Origin of the sequence: Sneathiella sp., assembly GCF_036960985.1 — a bacterium.
Lineage (GTDB): Bacteria > Pseudomonadota > Alphaproteobacteria > Sneathiellales > Sneathiellaceae > Sneathiella.
The window spans coordinates 1-26,302 of sequence record NZ_JBALWD010000044.1 but is presented as its reverse complement, the minus strand read 5'-3'; the positions used below and the strand labels follow the sequence as shown (position 1 = coordinate 26,302).

Here is a 26,302-nt window from a genome sequence, read left to right as displayed (position 1 = left end):
CCGATGGTGAAAAAAGCGGACATCTGCATGACTGGATTTTGAAAGAAGGCGAGCTTTGGATGCGTCGCGTCCAAATGATGGAAGCAGGGCATCTGAAAGTGTTTCGGATTTACGCGCGGGTGCCGGTAGAGATAACGTAATTCTGCTTTCTGACTTTTGAGCTCTTTTTAACCGAAATTGATGGTTTTCACCATTGACAGGCTGCGAACGGGTCAGTATGTTCCGGCTTCGAATTTATTATTGCTATTAGGATGTGAACAATGAAAGTCTTGAACTCGCTTAAGTCCGCGAAGAAACGCCATCGCGATTGCCGCGTCGTGCGCCGCAAAGGACGTGTTTATGTCATCAATAAAACGAACCCGCGCTTTAAAGCGCGTCAGGGCTAAATTACGCGCCTGACGTTTTTGTCTCAAATTTTAAAACCGCTCTACGAAAGTAGGGCGGTTTTTTTTATTTGCTTTCCCTCCGAATAACGTCCTAAGTCACTGGCATGATGTGTTGAATAATCACAGGTGCCGCCATGTTGATGCCAAAACCTAATCAGGATGTTCTTGCCAAACGGGGTTATCTTGTAAAGGAGCTTCGCAAGATCGTCGCCGATTCTGATGCGGTTATTGATGACAAAGATAATCTACGGGCTTTTGAATGCGATGGTTTGAGCGCCTATCGCCAGCTTCCCATGATTGCGGTCTTACCGGAAACCGTCGATGAAATCTCTGAAATACTGAAATTCTGTGCCGCGGAAGGCGTCAATGTCGTTCCCCGTGGCGCCGGAACCTCTTTATCAGGTGGCGCGTTACCCCTTGCTGATGGCGTTTTGCTCGGACTCGGTAAATTCAAGAAGATCCTTGATATTGATTATGAGAACCGCTGCATGGTGGTTCAGCCTGGCGTAACCAATTTGGCCATTACAGAAGCGGTCAAAGCCGATGGGTTTTACTATGCGCCAGATCCTTCCAGCCAGATAGCCTGTACAATTGGCGGTAACATCGCGGAAAACTCTGGCGGTGTGCATTGCCTGAAATATGGCCTGACGACAAATAACGTATTGGGCATCGAAATGGTGACCATGGCCGGAGAAGTGATCCGGCTTGGCGGTAAGCATCTGGATGCTGAAGGTTATGATCTACTTGGCGTCATTACCGGGTCGGAAGGCTTGCTTGGTGTGATAACGGAAGTTACGGTAAAAATTCTGGCAACACCCGAACATGTTTCCGCGCAACTTATTGGGTTTCCGTCAAGTGAGCAGGCGGGAGATTGTGTCGGCAAGATTATTGGCGCTGGGATTATTCCTGCCGGTATGGAGATGATGGATCGCTACGCCATTCACGCCGCTGAAGAGTTTTGCCATGCCGGGTATCCGCTGGACGTCGAAGCCCTGCTGATTGTTGAGCTTGATGGCCCGAAAGTCGAGATCGAGCATTATTCTGTAAAAATTGATGAGATTGCCGCCGCTTGCGGGGCCACTGTCAGTCGGACCAGCCAAAACGAGGAAGAGCGCCTAGCATTTTGGGCAGGCCGTAAGGCCGCTTTCCCCGCCGTTGGGCGGATTTCCCCGGATTATATGTGCATGGACGGGACGATCCCGCGGAGCCAGCTCCCAAAGGTTCTCAAGCGCATGGGAGAGCTGTCAGAACATTACGGTTTGCGGGTCGCCAATGTTTTTCACGCAGGAGATGGCAATTTGCATCCGCTCATCCTGTTTGATGCAAATATTCCCGGAGAGCTTGAGCGCTGCGAGGAGTTTGGCGCCGATATCTTGAAGCTTTGCGTTGAAGTCGGCGGTGTCCTGACAGGTGAACATGGCGTCGGCATTGAAAAGCGGGACCTAATGGGGGAAATGTTTTCCGAAGATGACCTCAAACAACAGCAGCGGCTGAAATGTGCATTTGATCCCGATGGGCGCCTCAATCCGGGGAAGGTCTTCCCTATACTCCATCGCTGCGCTGAACTTGGGAAAATGCACGTCCATAACGGCGAACTACCTTTTCCCGATATTCCAAGGTTTTAGGGTATATGCAAACCACCAAGATTACATCTGACGACCAGATACAAGATATGCTCGATTGGGCCCTTGCGGGGCAGCATGGGCTAGCAGTGCAAGGAAATGCATCGAAAGTGTCTTTAGGTCGGCCCATGGCCGTTGACGCCGTACTGGATATGTCTGGTCTGACAGGGGTGCAGTTATACGAACCTGCGGAACTGGTCATGAAGGCAAAAGCCGGGATGAAGCTAAGTGAAATCAAGGCGATATTGGATCAGCAGGGTCAAAAACTGGCGTTCGAACCGCCGGATTTCGGACCCCTATTGGGCACAGCTGCGGATTTAGGGACGCTTGGGGGCATTTTTTCTGGAAACCTGTCTGGATCGAGCCGGGTGAAATCAGGAGCAGCCCGCGATCATTTACTTGGGGTGAATGGGTTTACCGGAAGAGGACAAACGTTTCAAACCGGCAGTCGTGTGATGAAGAACGTCACCGGATATGATCTATGCAAACTGGTCGCCGGTAGCTACGGAACATTGGCGATTGCTACCGAGATGACTTTCAAGGTGCTGCCAAAGCATGACACCGTGCGAACAGTCCTGATTTACGGTGCGGATCTGCCGACCGCTGTGGCCTGCATGCGGGATGCGTTGTCTTCCGTGCATGATGTAGCCGCGGCAGCTTTTCTACCCGCTGAAATTGCTGCCCGGATCCCGCTCGATTATATTTCCAGTCCGGGCGCGTCGGTAATTGCGTTGAAAATTGAAGGACCTAAGCCCTCAGCGACATTCCGCTGTGAAGCCATGCGTAAAATTATGGCGCCATTCGGGGATATTGAAGAACTTCACAGCCATAATTCGCAGCAGTTCTGGACAATGACAAGTAATGCCGCTCCCTTTGTTGGAGAGACGGCTCCCCTTTGGCGCTTATCGGTGCCGCCGGCCAATGCTAGTACTGTCATTGCAGCCATTAAGGAACAGGGTACGGACTGTTTGTATTTTACTGATTGGGCAGGTGGACTGATTTGGGTTCAGCTTGTGTCCGAGAAGGACGATGGCGGGGAGGCCGCCATCCGGGGCGCCGTCGGCGCGGAGGGCCATGCCACCTTAATTCGGGGATCGGAACTCCTTCGTAATCGTATTGCGCCGTTTCAGCCTGTTAGCCCAACCGTCGCTATGTTGAACCGCCGGATTAAAGAAGGCTTTGATCCGGACAATATTCTTAATCCTGGCCGTATGTATCTGGATGAAGAACAGCAGAGAACTACCTGATATGAAAACAGAATTCTCCCTGGCGCAGTTGGCTGATCCGAAATTTTCGAGATCCAACGAAATTCTTCGAAACTGTGTACATTGCGGGTTTTGCACCGCGACTTGCCCGACATATACGGAACTCGGTGACGAACGAGATAGTCCGCGTGGCCGTATTTATCTTATCCAGCAAATGCTGGAAAGCGCTGAGCCGGCACCAGCTTCAACAGTCACACACATAGATCGCTGTTTGTCCTGTCTGTCTTGTATGACCACTTGTCCATCAGGCGTCCACTATATGCATTTGGTCGATCATGCCCGGCAATATATCGAGGAAACTTATGAACGTCCGGCTTTCGATCGTTTTCTGAGAGGGCTTCTGGGCGTTATTTTGCCCCGGCCAAATCTATTTCGGCTTGCATTGATCGGCGCTGTTCTTGCAAAACCGCTCAAGGGGCTGTTCCGGGGCCGAATTCGGGCAATGCTTGATATGGCACCGACAAAACTTGAACCCCCATCGGCGTTGGATGGTATCGAACAACATAAGCCGTCTGTCCCGCGAAAAAAGCGAGTGGTCCTTATGACAGGCTGCGCTCAAAAGGTTTTGGCGCCGGATATCAATGATTCTACTATTCGGCTTTTGACCCGCCACGGCGTCGAAGTGATTATTCCAAAAGCGGCTGGTTGTTGTGGCGCGCTGCCTCTGCATATGGGCAAGGAAGACGGCGCACTTGAACTGGCGCGAGAAAACATCCTTGCTTGGTCGAAAGAGATTGAAGGAGAGGGGTTGGACGCCATCGTGATCAATACCTCCGGCTGCGGCACCACGGTCAAGGATTATGGGCATCTGTTTGAAGAAGATAAAGAACTGGCTGTGAAAGCGGCAGCAGTCGCAGCGTTAGCATGCGATATAACAGAATTTCTTCCGCAGTTGGCTATGAAGAAAACTGCAGATATTCCGCGGTTGAAAGTCGCGTATCATTCTGCTTGTTCGCTGCAGCATGGCCAAAAAATAAAAGACCCCCCCAAGCAACTTTTAGTGGCAATGGATTTTCAGGTAACGGACATCCCGGAATCCCATATTTGTTGTGGGTCTGCGGGTACGTATAATTTGTTACAGCCGGAAATGTCCGGCAAGCTGAAAGCTCGCAAAGTGGCAAATATTGCCAAAACTAATCCGCAGATTGTCGCCGCCGGGAATATAGGCTGTATCGCGCAAATTGCATCTGGTATGGATCTTCCGGTATTGCATACGGTGCAATTACTTGATTGGGCAACCGGGGGGCCGACACCAGATCAGCTCAAATAGAAGCCGATTTCACAAATTCGTGTCTCCAACTCCCTTACTAAATACCTAAATATGCCGTATATTTGGTATATGAAATGGTCGAACCTTACTGTTGTATTCATTGTCTCAATCTTTTTGCTGAGCAGTCCGGCGAATGCGCGGCAAGACGATCCCCGTCTTGATGAACTATTTTCGGCATTGTCAGAAACTGATAATTACAATGAAGGTAAGGTGATTGAGCGGTCTATCTGGACCATATGGCTGACGTCTGGCAGCGATACTATCGATTTTCTAATGGCACAGGGCATGAATTATATGAATCAGGGTGCCCTTGCGAAATCACTGACGCTGTTTACTTCAATTATCAAGATTGATCCGGAATATTCGGAAGCTTGGAACAAGCGGGCGACTGTCCTGTTTTTGATGGGCGAATTCGATGCCTCGGTTGAAGATATTGGACGGACATTGGAATTGGAGCCCCGACATTTTGGAGCGTTATCAGGGTTGGGGCAAATTTTTGACCGGCAGGATATTAATCGAGGAGCTATTTCCGCGTTTCAAAAAGCCGTCAATATTAATCCGCACATGCCCGGTGTTAAAGAACGTATGAAGCAGCTTAAAAAAGAGCAGGACGACAAGAAGATTTAGTGGAGTGTCTTACTCCATATATCTATTGCTCACCGACCCAGGCAATTCTGAGAATATTTGTTGATCCAGGTGTCCCAAAGGGAACACCTGCCATAATAACAACTTGATCTCCGGGCCGGGCAAAGCCTTCTGCAAATGAGATTTTACAGGCCTTGGCCACCATATCTGCGAAATTTTCCGCATCTTTCGTATGTACGCAGTGCAATCCCCACGCCAGGGCCAGCCGACGCGCTGTTTTCAGTGATGGCGTAAGAGCAAGAACCGAGGTTTTTCCACGCTCCCGTGCCGCCCGAAGTGCGGTCGATCCGGATGTCGTATACGTGACGATGGCGGAGGCCCCAATCGTACGGGATACTTGCGATGCCGCCGCGCTGATTGCATCGGCAGTTGTGGCTTCCAAGTCGCCATGAGTAGCATCAATGATGTTACGATAGATGGGATCTTTTTCTGTTACCTCGGCGATATCGTTCATCATGGTGACAGCTTCGATCGGATGATCCCCGGCGGCGCTTTCCGCAGAAAGCATGACGGCATCGGTGCCATCGTAAATAGCGTTGGCGACATCGGTAACCTCCGCGCGGGTCGGGACGGGTGAACTGATCATGCTTTCCAGCATTTGAGTTGCAACAACAACGGGTTTGCCGGCTTCACGCGCACAGGTGATAATCTTTTTCTGTATGGACGGCACTTCCTGTACCGGCATTTCCACTCCGAGATCGCCGCGGGCAACCATCACCGCGTCAGATAATTCAATGATATCAGCGAGCCGTTCAACTGCGGCAGGTTTTTCGATTTTCGCCATTACGGCCGCACGACCCGCAATGATTTTTTTGACTTCTGCAATATCTTCGGGCCGTTGAACAAAAGATAAAGCGACCCAATCGACACCCAACTCAAGAGCAAAATCCAGATCGCGACGATCCTTGTCTGTCAAGGCGCTGATTTTAACAACGACATTGGGAATATTAACGCCTTTTCGGTCCGAAAGTTTACCGCCGGTCGACACAACACAATCCACATGACCTTTCGATACGCCGGACACGGTCATTTTAAGTTTGCCGTCATCGAGAAGTAATTCACTTCCGATGTCGAGTGATTTCAAAACCGCGGGATGAGGTAGAGAAACTCGACCGATGTTACCGGGTGCGGGGTCATTATCAAGCCGGAAAGGGACGCCCTTTTCAAGATAAACAGGACCGTCAGCAAACGTACCGATACGAATTTTCGGACCCTGCATATCGGCCAGAATCCCAATGGGTCGGCCTTGTTTCACCTCCAGTGCCCGAATATGATCATAGGTCGCACGATGGTCAGCATGCGTACCATGGCTGAAGTTCAGCCGGAAAATATCAGCTCCCGCAAGATGTAGTTCTTCTATGGTTTCGGCTGTTGAACTCGTCGGTCCCAAGGTCGCAATAATTTTCGTATTTCTTAATCGTCGCATACATCTTTACTTTCTAGCTCATAGGCGTACAGCCATATGGCTTTTATACTAGCCGTAATAGAGAATTCGTGGGAAATTATTATTATTATTTGCGGGGAATTAAAAACCTATCATTCGAATGGATTTTAATAAAGAACTATAATAAGTAGCGATGAGAAACGCTGTATAACCATTTTAGATAGAAACCTAAATGACTGAACTTACCCTAATTCGACATGGCCAGGCCCAAACGGGCGCAACAGATGAAGCGAGCTATGACCGCCTGAGTGACTTAGGACATGAGCAGGCACGTTGGTTGGGCGAGTATTTCCGAGAATCCCTGAATTTTGATCACCTTCTGTCAGGGACATTAACGCGACAAATTGAGACAGCGCAGTCATTGGGTCTTTCGCACATCCCGTATCGGCAAGATAAGCGGTTGAATGAGCTGGATTATTTTGGATTGGCCCATAGTATCAAAGCTACCCACGGCGTTGCCTTTCCGGAAACAGCCGAAGAATTTGCGAGCCATATCCCACAAGTTCTGGAAATATGGCGGACCGGAGAAGTCGCTGAAGGACTGGAAAATTTCGATTCTTTTCGGTTACGGATCTTAAGTGCGTTGAAGGATGCCGCGGCCAATGAAGGACGTGTCTTGCTAGTAACTTCGACGGGTGTCATTGCCACGCTTGTGGCTTTGTCGCTCGGGTTGGATATCGATATGAAGAGTAAAATGTTTCTAGCAGTTGGTCATACCTCGACCCATAAATTTGAACTTCGCGGTGATGATCTCCATCTTACGCAATTCGGCGCGACGCCACATTTAGACCGACCAGATCGAGTTTACGCAAGAACACATGCCTGAGCGGATAGGGCGACGATGCTGGCAACCTAATCATCTACTTTCTTCGCCCCAGATCTCTCGATTATCCTTGCGTTCGACACGGCGGCTGCACCGAGTTGTGAGGAGAGGGGCCAGATGGGTTTCCGCCAGTAGATTTTCAGCTTTTATTTTTTCTGATGCGTTAAGACCATCAAAAGCATCCTGAATTTTTTGCAGCAGATATATGCGATAGGGGAGGACGCCGACGGTCAATTGATGCCCTGACCAGCTGAAAGTGCAGCTCCCGATGGCCCTGGCTTTCGCATCGCCGCCCACGATATCACCTGGTTTTACATCCGATTTCTCGATTAGCCATGTATTGGTATACGCAACAAATGCTTCAATTTCGGGTAAGTAATCCCGGGCGATGATCGAAAGAATTGGCCGTAAAGTGTCAGGTATGGTATCGCCGGGCAGTATTTCCTCCGGAGTATCGATAAATTCAGACATGTCTGCCGTTGTCGCATTCATGCGTTCTGTCCAACGGAATACGGCGGGAGCAATCCGTTTCATCAAACTAGCAGGATATGGATCCCGGCCGAGATGCGCATACAGCGATGCAATCAATCCATAATCTCCGATGGTTGGGACGCCGCCAAGCAAATAGGGGTAAATCGATAAATGCGTATCAAGAAGACGCAGAAACTCTTCATAGGCGGCTTCAATTGCGGGAATTGTCTCGGTTGTCACACCAAACATGACACCTGCAGCCCGCATACGGTTTGTAGATTTCTCGACAATTTCGGCACGCTCGTGCTTCGGGATAGTCGGCATTCGAAACAGCCCGAACTGATCTTCAATAAAGTCTTTGTTATCTGGATCAAAATTCCAGCGGTAATGCATGGCGGGTCGTAACAGGCCTTCACCGCCAAATAACTCAAATATCAACGAGACTATGAGCTGACTTGCCGTTGTCGGATATGCCGGTAAACGTGCCAGGCTTCTATCTTCAAACCAATTGATGATGTCCGAACCGTCTTGAACCAATTCGTCCTCCGGTGTCTTCAAAACCGGAATAATCCAACGGCCGATTTTCGGCATAACATAGTTCATGTAATCAGGGTGCCCGGCAGTGACTTCTTCGAAATCAATTCTCTGCTTGATCAAATAGGAGCGTGCTTTGCCGCTATAAAGAGAATGGGGCATTCCATAGAAAGTGAAGCGAGGCATGGGAGACTTTCATTGACGGAGGATATAAAATTTTAGAGGCTGTAAACAAGCAGGTCTTTTTGATAAGTATCTGCGAGTGCGGTCAAATCTGTAAGCCGCACGGGATCTTCATTGAGATTTTGAAAACTATAAATGTGGGTGTAATGGGAATGTACGAAGTCGACAAATTCCCGCGTTTTGTTTTCTCCCATAAAGTGCGGTGAAAATTCTAAGAAGACGGGCAGTTTGCTGCCAATGGTTTTTTGGATTTCCTGTAAGATTTCGAAATCAAAGCCTTCTATGTCCATCCAAACAAATTCTACCTGCTCCGGCTTAATAGAATATTTGTTTATAAGACTGCCTATCGTAATGGCTGGCACCTCGACAGTGTTTGTATTTCCAGGCAATTGGAGTAAGGAATGGCCCCCGCTGACGTCTTCGTCTTTGAGGTTCAGGCTAATGACGCCATCTTCGGTATAAATAGCGGCATGCAGTGCCTCAATCTCGTCTGACCAACCGTTCACTCGAACATTAGCTTGCAAAAAATCAAAGTTTTTTGGGGCAGCTTCTACGGCGATGACCTTTTTAAATTTACCGGTCAGGTACAGGTACAATGTTTGTGTACCAATATTTGCACCAAGATCCATAGCTACACCGTTGCCACTCAATATTTCCTGTCGTTCAAGAAATGCGACAACTTTTTCTGTTTCTGTACGGCCCCAATTTCCGTGCAGGACAACTGATCTGCCGACAAGGTCTCTTGGATCACAGATGATAAGATGATCATCCTCACGGATTGTCACGGCGGAAAGGCGTTCAGGTAAAGATTTGCAGATAACTTTCAGGCCTTTAAGGCTGCTGAAGAACTTTTTTAACGGCTTGTCCCGGAGCTCCTGAACAAAGAATTTCTCAAGTCTATTGGACATGGTTTCCGCTTATAATCCCGGCGTAGTTTATTTCAAAAATTTCCCGTAAGCCGGAGTGTAATATGACAGATAGGACGCTGGCCAGTAAAATAGCTTTATGGTCAAGTATTCCAAGCTGGGCCATTGTAAGCGATAGCAGAATTCGATATTGTCGCGGTCCAAAATCAATTTTATGAAGAATGGTTTTTCAATAAAATATGTCTGTATTTGATATTCAAAACCCGGACAGTACGAACCGGTTAATGTTTACGGTTGATCACGCCAGCCAGCAAATTCCGGAATCCTATAATTGTTTAGGTCTGCAGGATACATCAGTTTTGCACCGGCATATCGCATGGGATATCGGGATCGAAGACGTAACACGGAGACTAGCGGAAAAGCTATCGGCGACAGCCATTTATGCTCGGTTTTCCCGCTTGCTGCTCGATGCGAACCGCTATCCTGAAGACATGGCTTTGATGCCGACCGTCAGTGATGGCGTTCTTATTCCTGATAACAAAAACATCTCGGCGCTGGAAAAGGAACACAGGATTGAGACCTATTTCAAACCATACCACAAATCCATCGAACAGATTTTAGATGCGAAAATCGCTGCACATAGATTGCCATTGTTAATATCGATGCATAGCTTTACACCGATTATGAATGATTTTGAACGGCCTTGGCATATCGGAGTATTATGGGATCGGGATGAACGGATCGCCAGTCCGATGCTGGAAATTTTGCGAAAAAACAGCACGTTGGCTGTCGGCGATAATGAACCCTATTCTGCCAGGGATCCTTTGGGGTACACCATGTCGGCCCATGGAATGGATCGCGGCGTTCCCAATGTTGCTATCGAAATCAGGCAAGATTTGATTGATACCCATCAGGGTGCGGAAAAATGGGCTTGTATCATGGCTGACACGGTGTTGCAGCTTCTGGAGGTGGTGCCCGCAGATCCGCTTGCGGTATAGGCGCGGTAGTTTAGTGTAGAAGGTAAAGCAGGGGGAGCCGGGATGAGTTTGCAGGAGCCGACATTTACCATCGGGATTGAGGAGGAATATCTTCTCGTAGATCTGGAAACAAGAGAGCTAGCGCAGGAACCATCAGACGCGATTCTGAGCGAATGTCAAGAACGGTTACCCGGTCATATCGTAACACCGGAGTTCTTGCGCTCTCAGCTTGAAATCGGCACTTGCGTTTGCGCCAATATATCAGAGGCGCGGAATGCCCTGCATGAATTACGAGGCACGGTATCCGAAGTTGCAAACCGCCATGGTTTGGGATTAATGGCCGCCTCCGTTCATCCATTTGCCGACTGGCAGGGCCTTAAACATACCCCGAAAGAACGCTACGATATTATCGCCCGAGATATGCAGGCGACAGTCCGACGCATGATGATTTGCGGTATGCATGTTCACTGCGGAATAGAAGATCCAGAATTACGGATCGATCTGATGAACCAAGCCTCATACTTTTTGCCGCATTTACTCGCCCTTAGCGCCTCTTCTCCGTTCTGGAGAGGGGAGAATAGTGGCCTCAAATCCTATCGGGTAAGTGTTTTTGATGCGTTACCGCGCACAGGTATTCCTGACCGATTTGAAAGTTATGGCGAATTCGAACGATTGGTTCAAACCATGGTGCAGTCCGGGGCCATCGAAGATGGATCTAAGATTTGGTGGGATTTGCGTCCGTCGTCAAAATTTCCAACTCTTGAAATGCGGCTCACGGATGTGTGCCCGTTGGTTGAAGATAGCCTGACCATCGCCGCGTTATATTCCTGTGTCCTTCGTATGCTATACCGATTGCGCCGTAACAATCAGCGGTGGCGTGTTTATCCGCAGACTTTAGTTGCCGAGAACAGATGGATTGCTCAGCGGTTTGGTGTTGAAGGCGAATTGATCGATTTTGGAATACCGGCGCCTGTGCCTGCTGCCGAATTAATAGAAGAGATTATTGGTCTAACAGCCGAAGACGCGGCTTTTCTTGGATGTGAAGCCGAAGTGCAGCATGCATTGGAAATTGTAAAGCGCGGTACCTCTGCGGATCGCCAACTTGCATTATACCGCGAGGGCACGGCGGGCGGTGATAATAATCGGGCCGCATTGATAAAAGTCGTGGATCAGGTCTTGAAAGAAACAATTTCAGGCATACAGTAAAAAAGACAACTTGATGAAAGAGAATGACATGACAGATCAAGAAACATTGGAGCTGGAGGCGGCGACTTATCGACGCCTACGTGACCATTTGCGCACTCGGACGGATGTGCAAAATATCGATTTGATGAACCTTTCCGGCTTTTGCCGAAATTGCCTCTCCAACTGGTATATGGAAGCGGCAGCGGGCAAAGGCATGGAGATCGATAAGGCGGCTGCGCGTGAGATTGTCTATGGCATGCCGTTTAGTGACTGGAAAAGCAGGTATCAGACCGAAGCAACTGACGAACAGAAAGCGGCTTTCGCAAAAAGTAACCCCAATCACTGAGGTATGTTTTTTCTGAAAAAACTGAAATGCGGGATGTACGGTGTTGGCAAATTGATGCTACATGTCTGTTCCGGTTTTTCGGGCAATAAGTTTCAAAATATTTTTTTACGATGAGGTTAAGGTATGGCTGACGTTGGTGGTGTCGCAGCAGATCATTTGCGGTCCTATATAGAGAGAATTGAACGTCTCGAAGAAGAAAAGAAAGGCCTTGCTGACGATATCAAAGAAATATTTGCTGAAGCCAAAGGCACGGGCTTCGATGTAAAAGCCATGCGGGCGGTTATGCGTTTGCGTAAAATGGATAAGGCAGACTATCAAGAGCAGGAATATATGATTGATTTATATAAGCATGCACTTGGTATGATCGAAGAGATGGCGCCAGCCGGGGAAGAAGAGGATGCGGAAAAGGAAGCTGCGGCTTTTTAATTTTCCGCCAGTAAGCTTTTCGCTCCCTTGTATTAAAATCTGCAATGCATAAGTGAATAGAATTACCATTATAATCTTTATAATGGTGTATTTCAGGCTGCGAGGTCATGACAAAATTTTCAACCGATGCCGCTGGTTTTGCGGCGTTGACTCTATGCGAACTTATCCTTCAGCAATGCGTGAAGAACAACCTCTTTACGCCAGCTGAGGGAAAACAGATTCTTAAGGCCGCGGCAAAACGTCATGAAAGCTGTGCCGAAGGGGATGAGGATAAAATTTCCTTGAATATGGAAACGGCGCATCTTCTACGGCGCCTTTCTTCAGGCCTCGGGCCCCTTTTAGATCCAGATAATCACACGACGCCTGAAACCAATAAAACCCCTCAGAAAACCTAGGTTAAATTCCTTGATTAACTTAATCTGGCGACTTTAAGACGCGTTTTGTACTTTGCGGAAATTTATCTAACAGGGCTGACGGGCGCGTCGGACGTATACTGAAATTACCGCCGCAATTGGGGCAGATATTTTGGTGTATACCGGACGCACAAGAGGCGCAAAAAGTGCATTCAAATGTGCAGATACAGGCATCTTGTTCGCCGTTCGGCAGGTCTTTATCACAGGTTTCGCAATTCGGTCTGAGTTCCAGCATATTCGTTCTCCTTTGGTTCATGATAGGCAGGATTTACTCTGCTCGATAGAGCCAATCCGCACACATCAGAGGAACCATTTGTAAAAAGAATACTACTCTGCCGCTTGCCTATCCAATTCAGGGTTTAGGAACAGGGTCATTAAGTGTGCGAGATCGCCTTCATAGGTTTTAATGGCAGCGTCTTTCACATGACCATAACCGCGAACATGCAGTGGTAAATTTGCTATTTCAATCGCAATAATATGATTGTCTTTTGTAAGCCCGTTCATCAGATTGGCAACCGTCTTTTCGAATTCGACAATCAATTTTCTCTCATGCTTGCGATCCGCGAGGTAGCCGAATGGATCCAGAGGTGTTCCGCGTAACCCTTTGAGTTTGGAAAGGAAACCGAATGCTTTCATCATATACGGCCCGAATTCTTTTTTCTGCAACTGACCGGTATCTGGATCGCGCTTTGAGAACATGGGCGGCGCAAGGTGAAACTTTAATTTGTAGTCGCCATCCATCATCGTCTCAACTTTTTGCATAAACTTAGGATCGGTATAAAGGCGCGCAACTTCATATTCGTCCTTATACGCCAGCAGCTTGAAATAAGACCGGGCGACAGATTCTGTCAGGTCAGATTTGCCCGGTAATAGCCCAGCTTCCTTCGCGCGAACGGCTGTCACCAGCTTGCTAAATTTCGCCGCATAGCGTTTGTTTTGATAGCCAATGAGGAATTTTTCACGGCGAGAAATTATCTCGTCAAGATCTTCAGCGGGTACTTCCTGGATAACAGGGCCTTTCAACTCCTCTACTTCGGCCAGAACCCTATCTGGATCATGTGACATCACCCGTCCCCAGGCGAAGGCTTTCTTGTTGGCTTCAACGGCCACGCCATTTAATTCAATAGCGCGGAGGAGTGCGTCTTCACTGACAGGAACAAACCCTTTTTGGAAGGCATAGCCCAGCATGAACAGATTGGTCGCAATTGAATCGCCCATCAAGGTCGTGGCGATATCGCTTGCATTGACAATAAAGCAGGCATCATCGCCAACCGCGTGACGAATATGATCCAATGTATCCTGAACCGGGAAGGGTGCATCTGGATTAAGAGTAAAATCCATTGTTGGCGCCGGATGTGCATTGATCACTGCATGTGCGACGCCGACGTCCAGTTTGGCCAGGGAATCATAGGATCCGGATACGACCATATCGCAACCGATAAGCAGATCAGCGCGACCCGCCGGAATGCGAACGGCATTGATATGTTCTGGTGTAGGGGCAATATGAATATGGCTTGTTACAGCGCCGCCTTTTTGGGCAAGACCCGCTTGATCGAGAACTGAGATGCCCTTGTTCTCTAGATGCGCGGCCATGCCGAGCAACGCCCCAATGGTAACAACACCTGTTCCGCCGATGCCGGTGATCAGGATGCGGTAGGGTTGTTCAAGTTCGATTTCAGACGGCTGCGGAAGATTTTCTGCGGGATTTTCGGCGGCACTCGGTTTGGCTTTTCTTAAGTCGCCCCCTTCGATGGTGACGAAGCTGGGGCAGAACCCTTTGACGCAGGAAAAATCCTTGTTGCAGCTGGACTGATTGATCGTGCGCTTACGACCAAATTCGGTCTCAATGGGTTCAACGGAAAGGCAGTTGGATTTTACCGAGCAATCGCCGCAACCCTCGCAAACAAGATCATTTATAACAACTCTTTTTGCCGGATCGGGGAAGGTGCCCCGTTTGCGGCGACGGCGTTTCTCCGCAGCGCAGGTTTGATCATATAATAGAATCGTTACGCCGGAAATTTCCCGGAGCTCTTTTTGGATTTTATCCAGGTCATCACGATGATGAATGGTCGTGCCCTTTGGCCAGGCGGTGCCGGCGGGATACTTATCCGGCTCATCCGTTACAATACGGATTACTGTTATACCTTCACCCGCTAGCTGCTGCGCGATCTGCCAGGGCGTAAGTTGGTCATCAAGTGGTTGACCGCCGGTCATGGCGACCGCATCGTTATACAATATTTTATATGTCATGGTGGCCTTGGCGGCGATAGCCTGGCGAATGGCGAGGAGGCCGGAATGATGATATGTACCATCTCCCAGGTTGGCGAATATATGTTTTTCGTCGGTGAAATGTTGTTGACCAACCCAGGGAACGCCTTCACCGCCCATTTGCGTAAAGGTGTCTGTATTTCGATCCATCCAGGTCACCATAAAATGGCAGCCAATGCCCGCAACAGCGCGGCTGCCTTCGGGGACGACCGTCGACGTGTTATGCGGACATCCGGAGCAATAAAAGGGTGTTCTGATAAGCTTGGCAGGTTCCGCGTTGAGCTGTTGTTCTTTCCTGTCAAGAAAAGCCAGCCGGTTTTCAATGGATTCGGATGTGTAGAAACGACGAATACGAGCAGCGATGACGCGGGCGACCAAGGCTGGTGTTAATTCCCCGGTAGAGGGCATGAGAGATTTCTTTTCGTCGTCGAATTTACCGATGATCCGTGGGCGGACAGCTGTCTGCCAATTGTAGAGTTGTTCCTTCATCTGGTTTTCGATCATCGCCCGTTTTTCTTCGATGACGACGACTTCTTCCAGGCCTTCCGCGAAATTGCGAACCCCTTCCGGATCCAACGGCCACGGCATGCCGACTTTATAAACGGTAAGACCGATATCGGCAGCAAGCTCATCGGCAATACCAAGATCGCGTAGCGCCTGTCGGACATCCAGATAAGCCTTGCCAGTTGTCACAATCCCCAAACGCCGCTTCGGGCTGTCCATGACGACTTTGTCAATGTTATTGGCCCGGGCAAATTTTCGAGCTGCATAAATTTTATGCTCGTTGAGAAGGACTTCCTGATCAAACCGGTTGTCATTGGGTCGAATATTCAATCCACCTTCTGGCATTTCAATATCCGGCAACACAAACTGGCCCCGTGTCGGGGAGACATAGACAGAGGCACCGCCTTCAACGGTTTCCGAAATACATTTAAATCCAACCCACAGGCCGGAGAACCGCGACATTTCGATACCGAGGAGACCATAGTCGAGAATCTCCTGCACGCTGGCGGGATGCAGCACGGGCATCATCCAACCAGCGAACCCATGTTCACTCTGATGCGCGATGGAGGAGGAGACAATGCCATGATCATCTCCGGCGAGGGCCAGAACACCGCCATATTTCGACGTGCCCGCGCTATTGGCATGGCGGAACACATCACCCGTTCGATCAACCCCCGGCCCCTTGCCGTACCAAATGCCGAAGACACCATCATAATTGGCGCCCTTGAACATATTGAGCTGCTGACTGCCCCAGACCGCCGTCGCAGCCAGATCCTCATTTATGCCAGGCTCAAAATGGATATCGTTTTGCTTAAGCAAGGGTTTGATTTTCCACAAGGACTGATCATATCCACCCAATGGAGACCCACGGTAACCTGAGATAAAGCCGGCTGTATTCAACCCTGCCGCCACATCGCGAGCTTTCTGCATTAGGGGGAGACGCACCAAGGCCTGAATGCCGGTGAGAAAGACACGTCCGTCTTCCAATTCATATTTATCATTTAAGGAAACATTGGCCAATTGCATGCGAGGAAACTCCCGATAACGTCTGGTTTACTATCTGTCTATATAATAACACTATCAGTTATTGCAATAAAGGTCAATATTACTGACATAAATTATTTTACATGCCTGCTGGTAAGGAAAATGTAAATTTTGTTGATGTGGTTTTTTGGCAAGAATATAGATAGATTAAAAGAAATGACAAAGGGAATAATATGACCGTATTGGTAACCGGAGCGGCAGGCTTTGTTGGCATGCATGTTGCTAAAGTTCTTCTGGATTCTGGAGAAAAAGTCGTCGGAATTGATAATTTAAATAATTATTACGATGTGGGTTTAAAGCATGCGCGATTGCAGCAATTAGAAGCATATGATGCCTTTTCGTTTATCAAGCAGGATATATCCGACAGGGACGGCGTGTTTGCAGCGCTGAAAAATATTCCCGACATAACAAAAGTCGTTCATCTGGCAGCTCAAGCTGGCGTACGCTACAGTCTTGATCATCCGTTTGAGTATACTGAGTCAAATATCACAGGGTTTTTGACGATCCTGGAATATTGCAGACAATTAGATAATTTGGAACATCTGGTCTTCGCCAGTTCCAGTTCCGTTTATGGCGGAAATAGAGAGCTTCCGTATTCTGTCGACCAGTCGGTTGATAAACCTGTGTCTTTGTATGCAGCAACGAAAAAGGCTAATGAGTTGATGGCTCATTCTTATGCGCATCTGTACGGTATCCCTCTGACGGGATTGAGATTTTTTACAGTTTATGGTCCGTGGGGACGGCCTGATATGGCCTACTGGACTTTTACAGAGAAAATGTTGAACGGTGAAACTTTGCCGATTTTCAATAACGGAGATATGAAGCGCGACTTCACGTATATTGATGATATTGTGAGCGGTGTTGTGGCGTTGTTGAATAACCCACCGGTTGGAGGCGACGACGCCGCGCCGTACAGAATTTATAATATTGGGAATCACCAATCCGAACCTCTGCTAAATTTGGTCAGCGCGCTGGAGGTGTCTCTAGAGGTTAAGGCAAACCTCAAAATGTTGCCCATGCAGTCGGGGGATGTAAAAGAAACTTTCGCAGACATTGACCCCATACGTCGAGATGTGGGATATGAACCGACAACATCCTTGCAAGAGGGTATTCCAAAATTTGTGGAATGGTATAAATCCTATAAAAAAGGCTAATTCGGTATGTCGAACGCATTCGATATAAATCAAATACAGAATATTATTGATACAGGTATTCCCCATTGTGCGGAAATAGGCGTCAAGGTCCACGACATGGATGAGAAGGGCGTAACTTTCAGCTTGCCATATGATGCCCGCTTCGCTGGTAATCCCATAAATGGGATATTACATGGGGGTATTATAACGACATTGATTGATACGGCAGCAGGAATGTGCATCTACACCCGCCTGCAAAAATATCTTCCAATTGCGACCCTTGATTTACGGATCGACTATCTGAAGCCAGCGACACCCGGAGAAGAAGTTTTCGCCTACGCCAGCTGCTACAAAATCACCAAGCAAATTGCCTTTACGCGTGCCATCGCCTATCACACCGACCCCGATGACCCGATTGCCAATAGTGTTGGAACTTTTATGCTGAAATCAAGCGAGACGAAGCCTCTTGATCGAGTTTCTGGTAATGGGGGAAGCTAAGGTGGAAAATATTTCAGCAGAGCAATTTGTTGCCATTCTGAAAGACGCGCGCGAAGCTAAGGACTGGACCGGGGCTTTTGATATGATTCCCTATTTTAAGTTCTTGGGCATGCGCCTCGAGACGGAAAATGATCGTTTCGTCAGTGTCTTACCCGGGGACAAAAAATTCATCGGGAACCCGGTATTGCCGGCTCTTCATGGCGGCGTCATTGGTGCCTTTTTGGAAAGCGCGGCGCTGGTCCATTTATTTGCAACGCAAGATGTGACACGTGTGCCCAAGATTATAAATATTACGGTGGAATATTTACGTTCCGCCAAACCCGTTGAAACATATGCTGAAGCCGTTATAACCAAGCCAGGACGTCGCGTTGCGAATTTGCGGGTGGAAGCCTGGCAGGGGGACCGCAATAAGCCGGTCGCGGCGGCTCACGCTAATTTTCTTGTTAGTTGATATTTCCTGCCTATGTAAAGTCAAAGATATTTTAAGTTTCGGAGTTCCCTTCACATGAACAATATAGTGCTGTCCAATTTGCCCGAATGGGATCTGACGGATTTGTATCCCTCGCGTACATCTGCCGAACTAAAGGAAGATTTGGAATCAGCGGCTGAGGACGCCGGGCATTTTGCAGAACAGTACAAGGGCAAACTTGCAGAGCTGACCGGGCAGGAGCTTTATCTGGCCATTAGTACTTTCGAGGAAATCGGAGAGATGCAGGGACGGATCATGTCTTATGCCTATCTGGTTTACGCAGGCAACATGTCGGATCCGGAAATCGGCAAGTTCTTTCAAACCATGCAAGAGAAAGTCAACGAGATATCAACAGATCTGTTGTTCCTGACGTTGGAGCTGAACAAAATCGACGAAAGCCTGCTGACTGAAATGTACGAAGGCAGCAGCCTGAAAAAATACGAGCCTTGGATCAGGAATGTGCGGGCATTGCAACCGTATCAGCTTTCCGATGAATTGGAAAAATTGCTGCACGAAAAAGATATCGCTGGTCGCAGTGCTTGGGTTCGATTATTCGATGAAACTATCGCCGGCTTGAAGTTTGAGGTAGATGGCGAGGAAATGGCATCTCAGCAAGTTCTGCATCTTTTATCGAACAAGGAGAGCGACGTTCGGAAAAAGGCCGCGAAAAGTCTGGGAAAAGTTTTTGGCGAAAATGTCCGGCTCTTCTCGCTGGTGACCAATACGCTTGCCAAGGATAAAGCTATTGAAGATGACTGGCGCGGTGTTGGCAATCCGGCGGATATGCGGCATCTTTCAAATCAGGTAGAGCCGGAAGTCGTTGATGCATTATCCGCGGCGGTACAAGCCTCATATCCTTCTTTGTCTCATCGTTATTATACGCTCAAAGCAAAATGGATGGGCGTAGAGAAATTGGACTACTGGGATAGAAATGCCCCGCTTCCGGAAGAAGATGACCGGATCATCCCGTGGAATGAAGCGCGTGATACTGTGCTGGACGCCTATGGTCGATTTTCCCCCGAGCTTTCAGAACTGGGGCGAAAGTTTTTCGAGAATGCCTGGATTGACGCGGCCGTCCGCCCAGGCAAATCACCAGGTGCCTTTGCGCACCCAACTGTGCCGAGTGCGCATCCTTATCTGCTCTTGAACTATCAGGGGAATACCCGTGATGTTATGACCTTGGCGCATGAACTTGGACATGGCGTGCATCAGGTTCTTGCGGGACCGCAGGGAGGATTGCTGGCGGATACGCCCTTGACATTGGCAGAGACGGCCAGCGTTTTCGGCGAACAGCTCACATTCAGATCTTTGCTTGAAAAAGAAACCGATCCAGTGAAGCGTCGTGTGATGCTGGCCGGTAAAGTTGAGGATATGCTCAATACCGTTGTCCGGCAGATTGCGTTTTATGAGTTTGAGAAACGGATCCATGACGCCCGCAAGAAAGAAGAACTCTCGCCGGACCAGATCGGAAAGATCTGGATGGATGTGCAAAAAGAAAGCTTGGGGCCGGCCATTCGTTTACACGATGAATATCAGTATTTCTGGTGTTATATCCCGCATTTCATTCATTCGCCTTTTTATGTTTACGCCTATGCGTTCGGAGATTGTCTCGTCAACGCGCTGTACGCTGTTTATCAGGACGCCGAAGATGGGTTTCAGGAAAAGTACTTTGAAATGCTGAAAGCCGGCGGCACGTTGCGGCATAAGGAACTTTTGGCGCCGTTCAACCTCGACGCTTCTGATCCGGCTTTCTGGTCGAAAGGCCTCAGTGTCATTGAGGGCTTTATTGACGAGATCGAAGCCCTCTAAGGGCGCTTTTCACGGTCAATTACTCATTAATTACAGTTTGATCCGAGACAATCTATTGCTCCAGCAATAGATTTCGGTATATTGCAGTGCAAACTAATACGAACTGACGAGTAAGAAGCGAAAGGCCTAAACGATGACCGAGCCCGGACAAATGAACATTGATGCGCAGAAAGCCTCCTTTCAGGCCTTTGTGAAACTCTTCACGGTTGGCACTATTGGGATTATTATCCTGCTTGTATTGATGGCAACTTTCTTACTCTAGATTGATTACAAGGATCCACCGGATCATTCTTTGTTGAGCGGTGTTGCGGGGCGCCGGTCAATCCTACGTTAACAAACTAAAAAGAGGATCGATTATGAAAATCGCTATCCCCAGAGAGCGTCGGGACCACGAAACCCGTGTTGCCGCATCTCCGGACACAGTCAAGAAATTTGTGGGCTTGGGAGCGGAAGTCCTCATCGAAACGGGTGCTGGATCTGCCAGTTCCTTTCAAGATGAAGATTATGAAGCTGCCGGTGCGAAAATCAGCGCGGATGCCGCGTCAGCACTTAAGGACGCGGATGTCGTTTTAAAGGTCGCGAGACCGTTGACTGACGCAGAAGGCGGTCCGGATGAGTTGGCACTGATGAAAAAAGGCGCCATGCTGATCTCGCAACTGGCGCCGCTGCAGAACAAGGAACAAGTAGCTGCTTATGCAGCCGCTGGCGTCGATGCTATCGCCATGGAACTTGTACCGCGTATCAGTCGGGCTCAGTCCATGGACGTTTTATCCTCTCAATCCAATCTGGCCGGCTACAAATCGGTCCTGGATGCGACATCGGAATATGGCAGCGCGATGCCGATGATGATGACCGCGGCCGGTACAATTGCTCCGGCCAAAGTCTTTATCATGGGGGTCGGTGTAGCTGGCTTGCAAGCCATCGCGACGGCCCGTCGATTGGGCGCCGTTGTGACCGCCACTGATGTTCGGGCGGCAACTAAAGAACAGGTGGAAAGCCTGGGCGCCAAATTCGTTATGGTGGAAACCGACGAAACCGGGGAAGACGCCGGCGGTTATGCCAAGGAAATGAGTGACGACTATAAGAAACGTCAGGCAGACTTGGTGTTCGAGCATGTGAAAAAGCAGGACATTGTCATCACGACGGCATTGATTCCAGGTCGTGAAGCGCCCATTCTTATTACCGATGAGATGCTGGCAGTCATGAAACCGGGTTCGGTGGTTGTTGATCTGGCCGTTGAAATGGGTGGCAACGTTACCCAATCGAAACCAGGCGAAGTCGTGATCACGGCCAACGGCGTTAAAATCGTTGGGCATCGAAATATGCCCGGTCGTCTCGCCAGTGATGCCTCAGCACTCTACGCCAAAAATCTTTTTAATTTCCTGACCCCTATGATGGATAAGGAAACTGGCGCTCTCAACATGAATTGGGAAGACGAAATTATTCAGGGCAGCGCGCTCACCCGGGATGGCAAGATCATCCACCCACTTTTGATTGAAGGAGGGAACTGATTATGGATATTGTTGATCCGACCGTCTTTAGGTTGGCCGTTTTCGTGCTCGCCATTTTTGTAGGCTATTACGTGGTCTGGAGTGTGACCCCGGCTTTGCATACACCGCTCATGGCGGTGACCAACGCTATTTCTTCGGTTATTATTGTTGGCGCGCTGATTGCAACGGGCCCTGAGGATTTTTCCATCGCAAAGGTATTTGGCTTTATTGCCATCGTTCTTGCGTCAGTGAATATCTTCGGAGGATTCCTGGTGACCCAGCGGATGCTGTCCATGTACAAGAAAAAACAGAAATAGGGGAACAGATCCGTGTCAGCTAACATTACGGCGCTCGCCTATTTGGTCTCGTCAATTCTTTTCATCCTCGCGCTGCGGGGGCTGTCGTCACCGGCAACCTCACGACGCGGGAATATTATGGGTATGGTCGGTATGGCCATTGCCATGATCGTCACTATCCTCAGCCCCGATGTGGTCTCCTATGAATGGGTGATCGGCGGGATCGTCCTGGGCGGTGCCATTGGCGCCGTGATTGCTCAGCGTATCGCCATGACGGCTATGCCGCAGCTCGTTGCCGCGTTCCATAGTCTTGTGGGCCTGGCCGCTGTCCTCGTGGCCGCTGCTGCATTTTACAACCCGGATGCCTATGGTATTCTGGACGCCTCCGGCAATCTGACGGTGCTCAGTCGCATTGAAATGTCTGTGGGTATCGTGATTGGTGCCATTACCTTCTCCGGCTCCGTCATTGCCTTTACCAAGCTACAAGGTCTCGTTTCCGGCAACCCGGTGACCTTTCCCGGTCAGCATATGGTCAATCTGGCGATTGGTCTGGTTATCCTGGCGCTGGTGATCTGGTTCTGTGTTGATCTGGATCCACGCATCTTCTGGGCCATGACAGCCCTCGCTTTTATCATTGGCTTTTTGATCATCATCCCGATTGGCGGGGCGGATATGCCAGTGGTAGTGTCGATGCTCAATTCCTACTCCGGCTGGGCCGCGGCAGGTATTGGTTTCACGCTGGAAAATACGGCGCTGATTATTGTTGGCGCGCTGGTCGGCTCCTCGGGCGCGATCCTCTCCTACATCATGTGTAAGGCTATGAACCGGTCGTTCTTTAGCGTTATTCTGGGTGGCTTTGGCGGTGATGCCGCGGTTGCGGGTCCGGACAAAGGCGATCGGCCGCATAAGGCAGGTTCGGCGGATGACGCGGCCTTTATCATGAAGAATGCGGGTAAAGTTATCATCGTACCGGGATACGGACTTGCTGTAGCGCAGGCCCAGCATGCCCTGCGTGAAATGGGCGATCTGCTGAAAGAAGCTGGCGTTGACGTGGTTTATGCCATTCACCCGGTTGCGGGCCGTATGCCCGGTCATATGAACGTGCTGCTGGCGGAGGCTAACGTGCCCTATGACGAAGTTTTCGAGCTGGAAGAAATCAACTCTGATTTCGCGACGGCGGATGTGGCCTTTGTCGTGGGCGCCAATGACGTGACCAACCCGGCCGCCCGGGATGACCCGCAGAGCCCGATTTATGGGATGCCGATCCTGGATGTGGATAAGGCGCAGACGGTTCTGTTCGTCAAACGCTCCATGTCGGCTGGTTATGCCGGTATCGACAATGACCTGTTCTACAAGGACAACACCATGATGCTACTGTCTGACGCCAAGAAGATGGTTGAGGAAATCAGCCGCTCACTCTAGCGAAAACCGACTAAACATCGAAAAAGCCGCGATTAATTCGCGGCTTTTTTATTGGGTTGTCGGCATCTGGTCCTATTCAACTAGATGTGATCCGGTTGCGACCCTATATCGTATATATTGGATAAAGAAAGAGGAGATCCGCATGAGGGTACTTCTGATTTTAAGTGTCAGTGCCATTCTGGTATCCGGGTGCCAGACGACTGTCGGTGGTTCTGTTTCAACGGGCTTCAGTACTGGCATGTCGGATGACCGACGCCCCTAGTAAGAGCGACGTTACGTAAAAAGGATATTCAAATGAAACAGTTGGTTTTAGTATTAGTATTGCTGGGGGCCGTTGCCTGCCAGACGACGGACGGCAAACCGCGAGCGCAAGATCCCAATTGCTGTACCTGGGGCAATGATCAACATCCTTAACACTGTGATGTTCTAGCGGACACCGGTGCCGTCTCCACAGAAGAATAAAGGAAGGAAGAAGCCATGCGTTTTATAATCTTGATCGGGATTACTCTGGCTTTGTCGGCATGTCAGACAGATGACTGGCAGAATGATCCGAACAGAATGTGTTGTACCTGGGGAAACAACCAGTCGCCCTAGAAACACTGGTCTGGCGTTTGTATTCCTGTTGAATTAGCTTCGTTTTTTCAGCCTCTGAAAGTGTATCTATGTCCGAACGTTCCGACATTACCTCGATAGAAGATCTTGAAGCTCTTTATGGCTCCGCGAACCCTAATTCCCATGCCAAGGAAACCTCTTTTCTGACAATTGCGTATCGCAACTGGATTGAGAAAGCGCCCTTCTTCTCATTGGCAAGTGTGGGGGAAGAGGGTCTCGATTGTTCGCCGCGCGGTGATGCGGCAGGCCAGCTTTTTCAGATAGTCGATGACAAGACGCTTATCATTCCAGACCGGCGCGGCAATAATCGACTGGATACGTTGAGAAACATTATTGGCGATCCGAGGGTCGCTCTTCTATTTCTGATACCGGGAATAAATGAGACGCTGCGTATCAATGGCAAGGCGAGGTTGTCAACCGACACGAAACTACTCGATCAATTTGCCGTTGGAGGAAAAAAACCTCTGACAGTGATTATCGTCCAGATCGAAGCCGTCTATTTCCAATGCGCCCGTGCCTTGACCCGATCTAATTTATGGGAGGGTAAATCGCAGATAAACCGTACCGAGGTACCGAGCGCCGGGCAAATGACGAAATCCGTGCTTTCTGAATTTGATGCGGCTACCTATGACGCAGAGCTTTTTGGAACGCCAGAAAAGAACCCTTTATTGATAGGGCAAGGGGAACAATTATAAAAAATCGATTTTATTACGATTTCGAGAGTAAATGCGATATTATGAAAACGGCTTCGAGTAGGGGGCTGATTACAAGTTGCGGGCGCAACAATTGAGAGTTCAACGGATCCATTGAAAGGATATCAAGATGAAACTTGCAAAAATTCTAGCCACCGCGGGCGTTTTGGCCCTGGCGGCATCTCCCTTCGCTGTTGCCGACAGCACCACCTATCCCATGGGGTTTTTCGTAACCAGCGTCGGCATGGGCGATGGCGCCAATCTGGGTGGCCTTGACGGCGCCGATGCTCACTGCGCCAAACTGGCGGAGGGCGCGGGCTCTGAAGGGCGTACCTGGCGGGCTTATCTCAGCACTCAAGAAGAGGGCACGCGCGGTGTCTCCGCGCGCAACCGTATTGGCGCTGGTCCTTGGTATAATTCCCGCAGCGAGTTGATTGCGGTCAATGTGGAAACCTTGCATCTTAATCCGAATATCAGCCGGCGGACGGCAATGGATGAAAAAGGCAATTACGTCAATGGCCGGGAAAACAAACCCAATGAGCATGATATCCTGACCGGTTCCATGGCCGATGGCACGGCCTACTTCCCGTGGGAAAAAGGCGATAAAACTTGCAGTAACTGGACCAGCAATGGCGACGGCAGTGCGACCGTTGGCCATCATGATCGTAACGGTGGCGGCAATACCTCATGGAACTCCGCCCATGGTAGCCGCGGCTGCGGACAGGACAAGTTGGTAAGTACCGGCGGTGCGGGATTGCTGTATTGTTTCGCCGCTGACTAAGACGAGACGACGCGTAAAAGGCGGCGGGAAACCGTCGTCTTTATTCTGCCTTTACCCTGCCATTGTGCGAATGTCCTCGAGGACGGTTTTGACTTCATCTTGCAACATGCCGGAGAATTCGGATAGTTCGTTGACGGAGGACAAGAGATCTGCTGCCGACGCGCCGGACGCTGACGCCATGGCGGAGACATCGGTGACGCTTTGCGAAACCTCAATGGTCCGCGACGAGGCTTTCTGAACGTTCTCGGTAATTTCCTGTGTCGCCTTGCCCTGATCGCTGACCGTGTCAGAAATGGTCTGGATGGTTTCATAAATTTTGTTGATCATGGTCTCGATGCTGTTGACCGCCTCGACGGCATCGCCGGTCGCGGTTTGCATTTCATCGATCTGACGGGTGATGTCTTCGGTTGCACGGGTTGTTTGCGTGG

25 protein-coding genes and 2 pseudogenes are annotated in these 26,302 nt (G+C 49.4%); 21 read left to right on the top strand and 6 right to left on the bottom strand.

Annotated elements, in window-relative coordinates:
• The first annotated feature begins 260 nt into the window (after positions 1 to 260).
• The 5 genes from ykgO to V7723_RS18110 all read left to right on the top strand — a co-directional run bounded on the left by ykgO (position 261) and on the right by V7723_RS18110 (position 5,170).
• On the top strand, positions 261 to 386 hold the full coding sequence (ykgO, locus tag V7723_RS18130; RefSeq protein WP_251937045.1) for a type B 50S ribosomal protein L36: 126 nt from the start codon (positions 261 to 263) through the stop codon (positions 384 to 386).
• A 134-nt stretch (positions 387 to 520) separates the two neighbouring features.
• On the top strand, positions 521 to 2,011 hold the full coding sequence (locus V7723_RS18125) for an FAD-linked oxidase C-terminal domain-containing protein (RefSeq protein WP_335685910.1): 1,491 nt from the start codon (positions 521 to 523) through the stop codon (positions 2,009 to 2,011).
• A gap of 5 nt (positions 2,012 to 2,016) precedes the next feature.
• Positions 2,017 to 3,255 (top strand): FAD-binding protein, encoded by a 1,239-nt coding sequence (locus tag V7723_RS18120; protein ID WP_335685909.1) that lies wholly within the window; start codon positions 2,017 to 2,019, stop codon positions 3,253 to 3,255.
• A 1-nt stretch (position 3,256) separates the two neighbouring features.
• Positions 3,257 to 4,543 carry a glycolate oxidase subunit GlcF gene (gene glcF, locus V7723_RS18115; RefSeq protein ID WP_335685908.1) on the top strand — a complete coding sequence of 429 codons (1,287 nt, stop codon included), beginning with the start codon at positions 3,257 to 3,259 and terminating at the stop codon, positions 4,541 to 4,543.
• A 69-nt stretch (positions 4,544 to 4,612) separates the two neighbouring features.
• Positions 4,613 to 5,170, top strand: coding sequence for a tetratricopeptide repeat protein (locus tag V7723_RS18110; protein ID WP_335685907.1), 558 nt, complete (start codon positions 4,613 to 4,615; stop codon positions 5,168 to 5,170).
• A 22-nt stretch (positions 5,171 to 5,192) separates the two neighbouring features.
• On the opposite strand, the gene pyk is transcribed toward V7723_RS18110, so the two are convergent.
• Positions 5,193 to 6,614, bottom strand: coding sequence for a pyruvate kinase (pyk, locus tag V7723_RS18105; protein WP_335685906.1), 1,422 nt, complete (start codon positions 6,612 to 6,614; stop codon positions 5,193 to 5,195).
• A 190-nt stretch (positions 6,615 to 6,804) separates the two neighbouring features.
• Here pyk and V7723_RS18100 point away from each other — a divergent pair, with 190 nt between their 5' ends.
• Positions 6,805 to 7,458 (top strand): histidine phosphatase family protein, encoded by a 654-nt coding sequence (locus V7723_RS18100; RefSeq protein WP_335685905.1) that lies wholly within the window; start codon positions 6,805 to 6,807, stop codon positions 7,456 to 7,458.
• Positions 7,459 to 7,488: 30 nt separating this feature from the next.
• Here the strand turns inward: V7723_RS18100 and V7723_RS18095 are convergent, their stop codons facing one another.
• Both V7723_RS18095 and V7723_RS18090 read right to left on the bottom strand, forming a co-directional pair.
• Positions 7,489 to 8,646 (bottom strand): glutathione S-transferase N-terminal domain-containing protein, encoded by a 1,158-nt coding sequence (locus V7723_RS18095; protein WP_335685904.1) that lies wholly within the window; start codon positions 8,644 to 8,646, stop codon positions 7,489 to 7,491.
• 32 nt (positions 8,647 to 8,678) lie between these two features.
• Positions 8,679 to 9,551: an FkbM family methyltransferase gene (locus V7723_RS18090; RefSeq protein ID WP_335685903.1), complete on the bottom strand. Its 873-nt coding sequence runs from the start codon at positions 9,549 to 9,551 to the stop codon at positions 8,679 to 8,681.
• Positions 9,552 to 9,748: 197 nt separating this feature from the next.
• Between V7723_RS18090 and V7723_RS18085 the strand changes: the two genes are divergently transcribed.
• From V7723_RS18085 to V7723_RS18065, 5 genes are all read left to right on the top strand, one after another.
• Positions 9,749 to 10,507, top strand: coding sequence for an N-formylglutamate amidohydrolase (locus tag V7723_RS18085; RefSeq protein ID WP_335685902.1), 759 nt, complete (start codon positions 9,749 to 9,751; stop codon positions 10,505 to 10,507).
• 48 nt (positions 10,508 to 10,555) lie between these two features.
• Positions 10,556 to 11,692, top strand: a complete 1,137-nt coding sequence (locus tag V7723_RS18080; protein WP_443024255.1) for a carboxylate-amine ligase — start codon at positions 10,556 to 10,558, stop codon at positions 11,690 to 11,692.
• A gap of 28 nt (positions 11,693 to 11,720) precedes the next feature.
• The gene (locus V7723_RS18075; RefSeq protein WP_335685900.1) at positions 11,721 to 12,017 is read left to right on the top strand and encodes a DUF1244 domain-containing protein; all 297 of its coding nucleotides are present in this window, start codon (positions 11,721 to 11,723) and stop codon (positions 12,015 to 12,017) included.
• A 123-nt stretch (positions 12,018 to 12,140) separates the two neighbouring features.
• On the top strand, positions 12,141 to 12,443 hold the full coding sequence (locus V7723_RS18070) for a DUF2312 domain-containing protein (protein ID WP_335685899.1): 303 nt from the start codon (positions 12,141 to 12,143) through the stop codon (positions 12,441 to 12,443).
• A gap of 107 nt (positions 12,444 to 12,550) precedes the next feature.
• Complete coding sequence (locus V7723_RS18065; protein WP_335685898.1) at positions 12,551 to 12,838, top strand: hypothetical protein; 288 nt, start codon at positions 12,551 to 12,553, stop codon at positions 12,836 to 12,838.
• Between the two features lie 19 nt (positions 12,839 to 12,857).
• On the opposite strand, the gene V7723_RS19850 is transcribed toward V7723_RS18065, so the two are convergent.
• Both V7723_RS19850 and V7723_RS18060 read right to left on the bottom strand, forming a co-directional pair.
• Positions 12,858 to 13,091 (bottom strand): DUF1272 domain-containing protein, encoded by a 234-nt coding sequence (locus tag V7723_RS19850; protein ID WP_443024254.1) that lies wholly within the window; start codon positions 13,089 to 13,091, stop codon positions 12,858 to 12,860.
• A gap of 92 nt (positions 13,092 to 13,183) precedes the next feature.
• Complete coding sequence (locus tag V7723_RS18060; RefSeq protein WP_335685897.1) at positions 13,184 to 16,654, bottom strand: indolepyruvate ferredoxin oxidoreductase family protein; 3,471 nt, start codon at positions 16,652 to 16,654, stop codon at positions 13,184 to 13,186.
• Between the two features lie 191 nt (positions 16,655 to 16,845).
• Here V7723_RS18060 and V7723_RS18055 point away from each other — a divergent pair, with 191 nt between their 5' ends.
• The 10 genes and pseudogenes from V7723_RS18055 (at position 16,846) to V7723_RS18010 (ending at position 25,874) form a co-directional block, all read left to right on the top strand.
• The gene (locus V7723_RS18055; protein ID WP_335685896.1) at positions 16,846 to 17,826 is read left to right on the top strand and encodes an NAD-dependent epimerase/dehydratase family protein; all 981 of its coding nucleotides are present in this window, start codon (positions 16,846 to 16,848) and stop codon (positions 17,824 to 17,826) included.
• Positions 17,827 to 17,832: 6 nt separating this feature from the next.
• Positions 17,833 to 18,303 (top strand): PaaI family thioesterase, encoded by a 471-nt coding sequence (locus V7723_RS18050; protein WP_335685895.1) that lies wholly within the window; start codon positions 17,833 to 17,835, stop codon positions 18,301 to 18,303.
• A gap of 1 nt (position 18,304) precedes the next feature.
• Complete coding sequence (locus tag V7723_RS18045) at positions 18,305 to 18,754, top strand: PaaI family thioesterase (protein WP_335685894.1); 450 nt, start codon at positions 18,305 to 18,307, stop codon at positions 18,752 to 18,754.
• A 54-nt stretch (positions 18,755 to 18,808) separates the two neighbouring features.
• The gene (locus V7723_RS18040) at positions 18,809 to 20,581 is read left to right on the top strand and encodes a M3 family oligoendopeptidase (RefSeq protein ID WP_335685893.1); all 1,773 of its coding nucleotides are present in this window, start codon (positions 18,809 to 18,811) and stop codon (positions 20,579 to 20,581) included.
• Positions 20,582 to 20,714: 133 nt separating this feature from the next.
• Positions 20,715 to 20,843, top strand: coding sequence for an aa3-type cytochrome c oxidase subunit IV (locus V7723_RS18035; protein WP_335685892.1), 129 nt, complete (start codon positions 20,715 to 20,717; stop codon positions 20,841 to 20,843).
• 94 nt (positions 20,844 to 20,937) lie between these two features.
• The gene (locus V7723_RS18030) at positions 20,938 to 22,092 is read left to right on the top strand and encodes a Re/Si-specific NAD(P)(+) transhydrogenase subunit alpha (protein WP_335685891.1); all 1,155 of its coding nucleotides are present in this window, start codon (positions 20,938 to 20,940) and stop codon (positions 22,090 to 22,092) included.
• An 11-nt stretch (positions 22,093 to 22,103) separates the two neighbouring features.
• Positions 22,104 to 22,388 (top strand): annotated as a pseudogene (locus V7723_RS18025) (NAD(P) transhydrogenase subunit alpha); the annotation flags it as partial.
• A gap of 12 nt (positions 22,389 to 22,400) precedes the next feature.
• Positions 22,401 to 23,789 carry an NAD(P)(+) transhydrogenase (Re/Si-specific) subunit beta gene (locus V7723_RS18020; RefSeq protein ID WP_335685889.1) on the top strand — a complete coding sequence of 463 codons (1,389 nt, stop codon included), beginning with the start codon at positions 22,401 to 22,403 and terminating at the stop codon, positions 23,787 to 23,789.
• 662 nt (positions 23,790 to 24,451) lie between these two features.
• Positions 24,452 to 25,096 (top strand): pyridoxamine 5'-phosphate oxidase family protein, encoded by a 645-nt coding sequence (locus V7723_RS18015; RefSeq protein WP_335685888.1) that lies wholly within the window; start codon positions 24,452 to 24,454, stop codon positions 25,094 to 25,096.
• Positions 25,097 to 25,223: 127 nt separating this feature from the next.
• Positions 25,224 to 25,874 (top strand): hypothetical protein, encoded by a 651-nt coding sequence (locus tag V7723_RS18010; RefSeq protein WP_335685887.1) that lies wholly within the window; start codon positions 25,224 to 25,226, stop codon positions 25,872 to 25,874.
• Positions 25,875 to 25,925: 51 nt separating this feature from the next.
• Here V7723_RS18010 and V7723_RS18005 read toward each other — a convergent pair.
• Positions 25,926 to 26,302: pseudogene (locus V7723_RS18005) on the bottom strand (methyl-accepting chemotaxis protein); the annotation flags it as partial.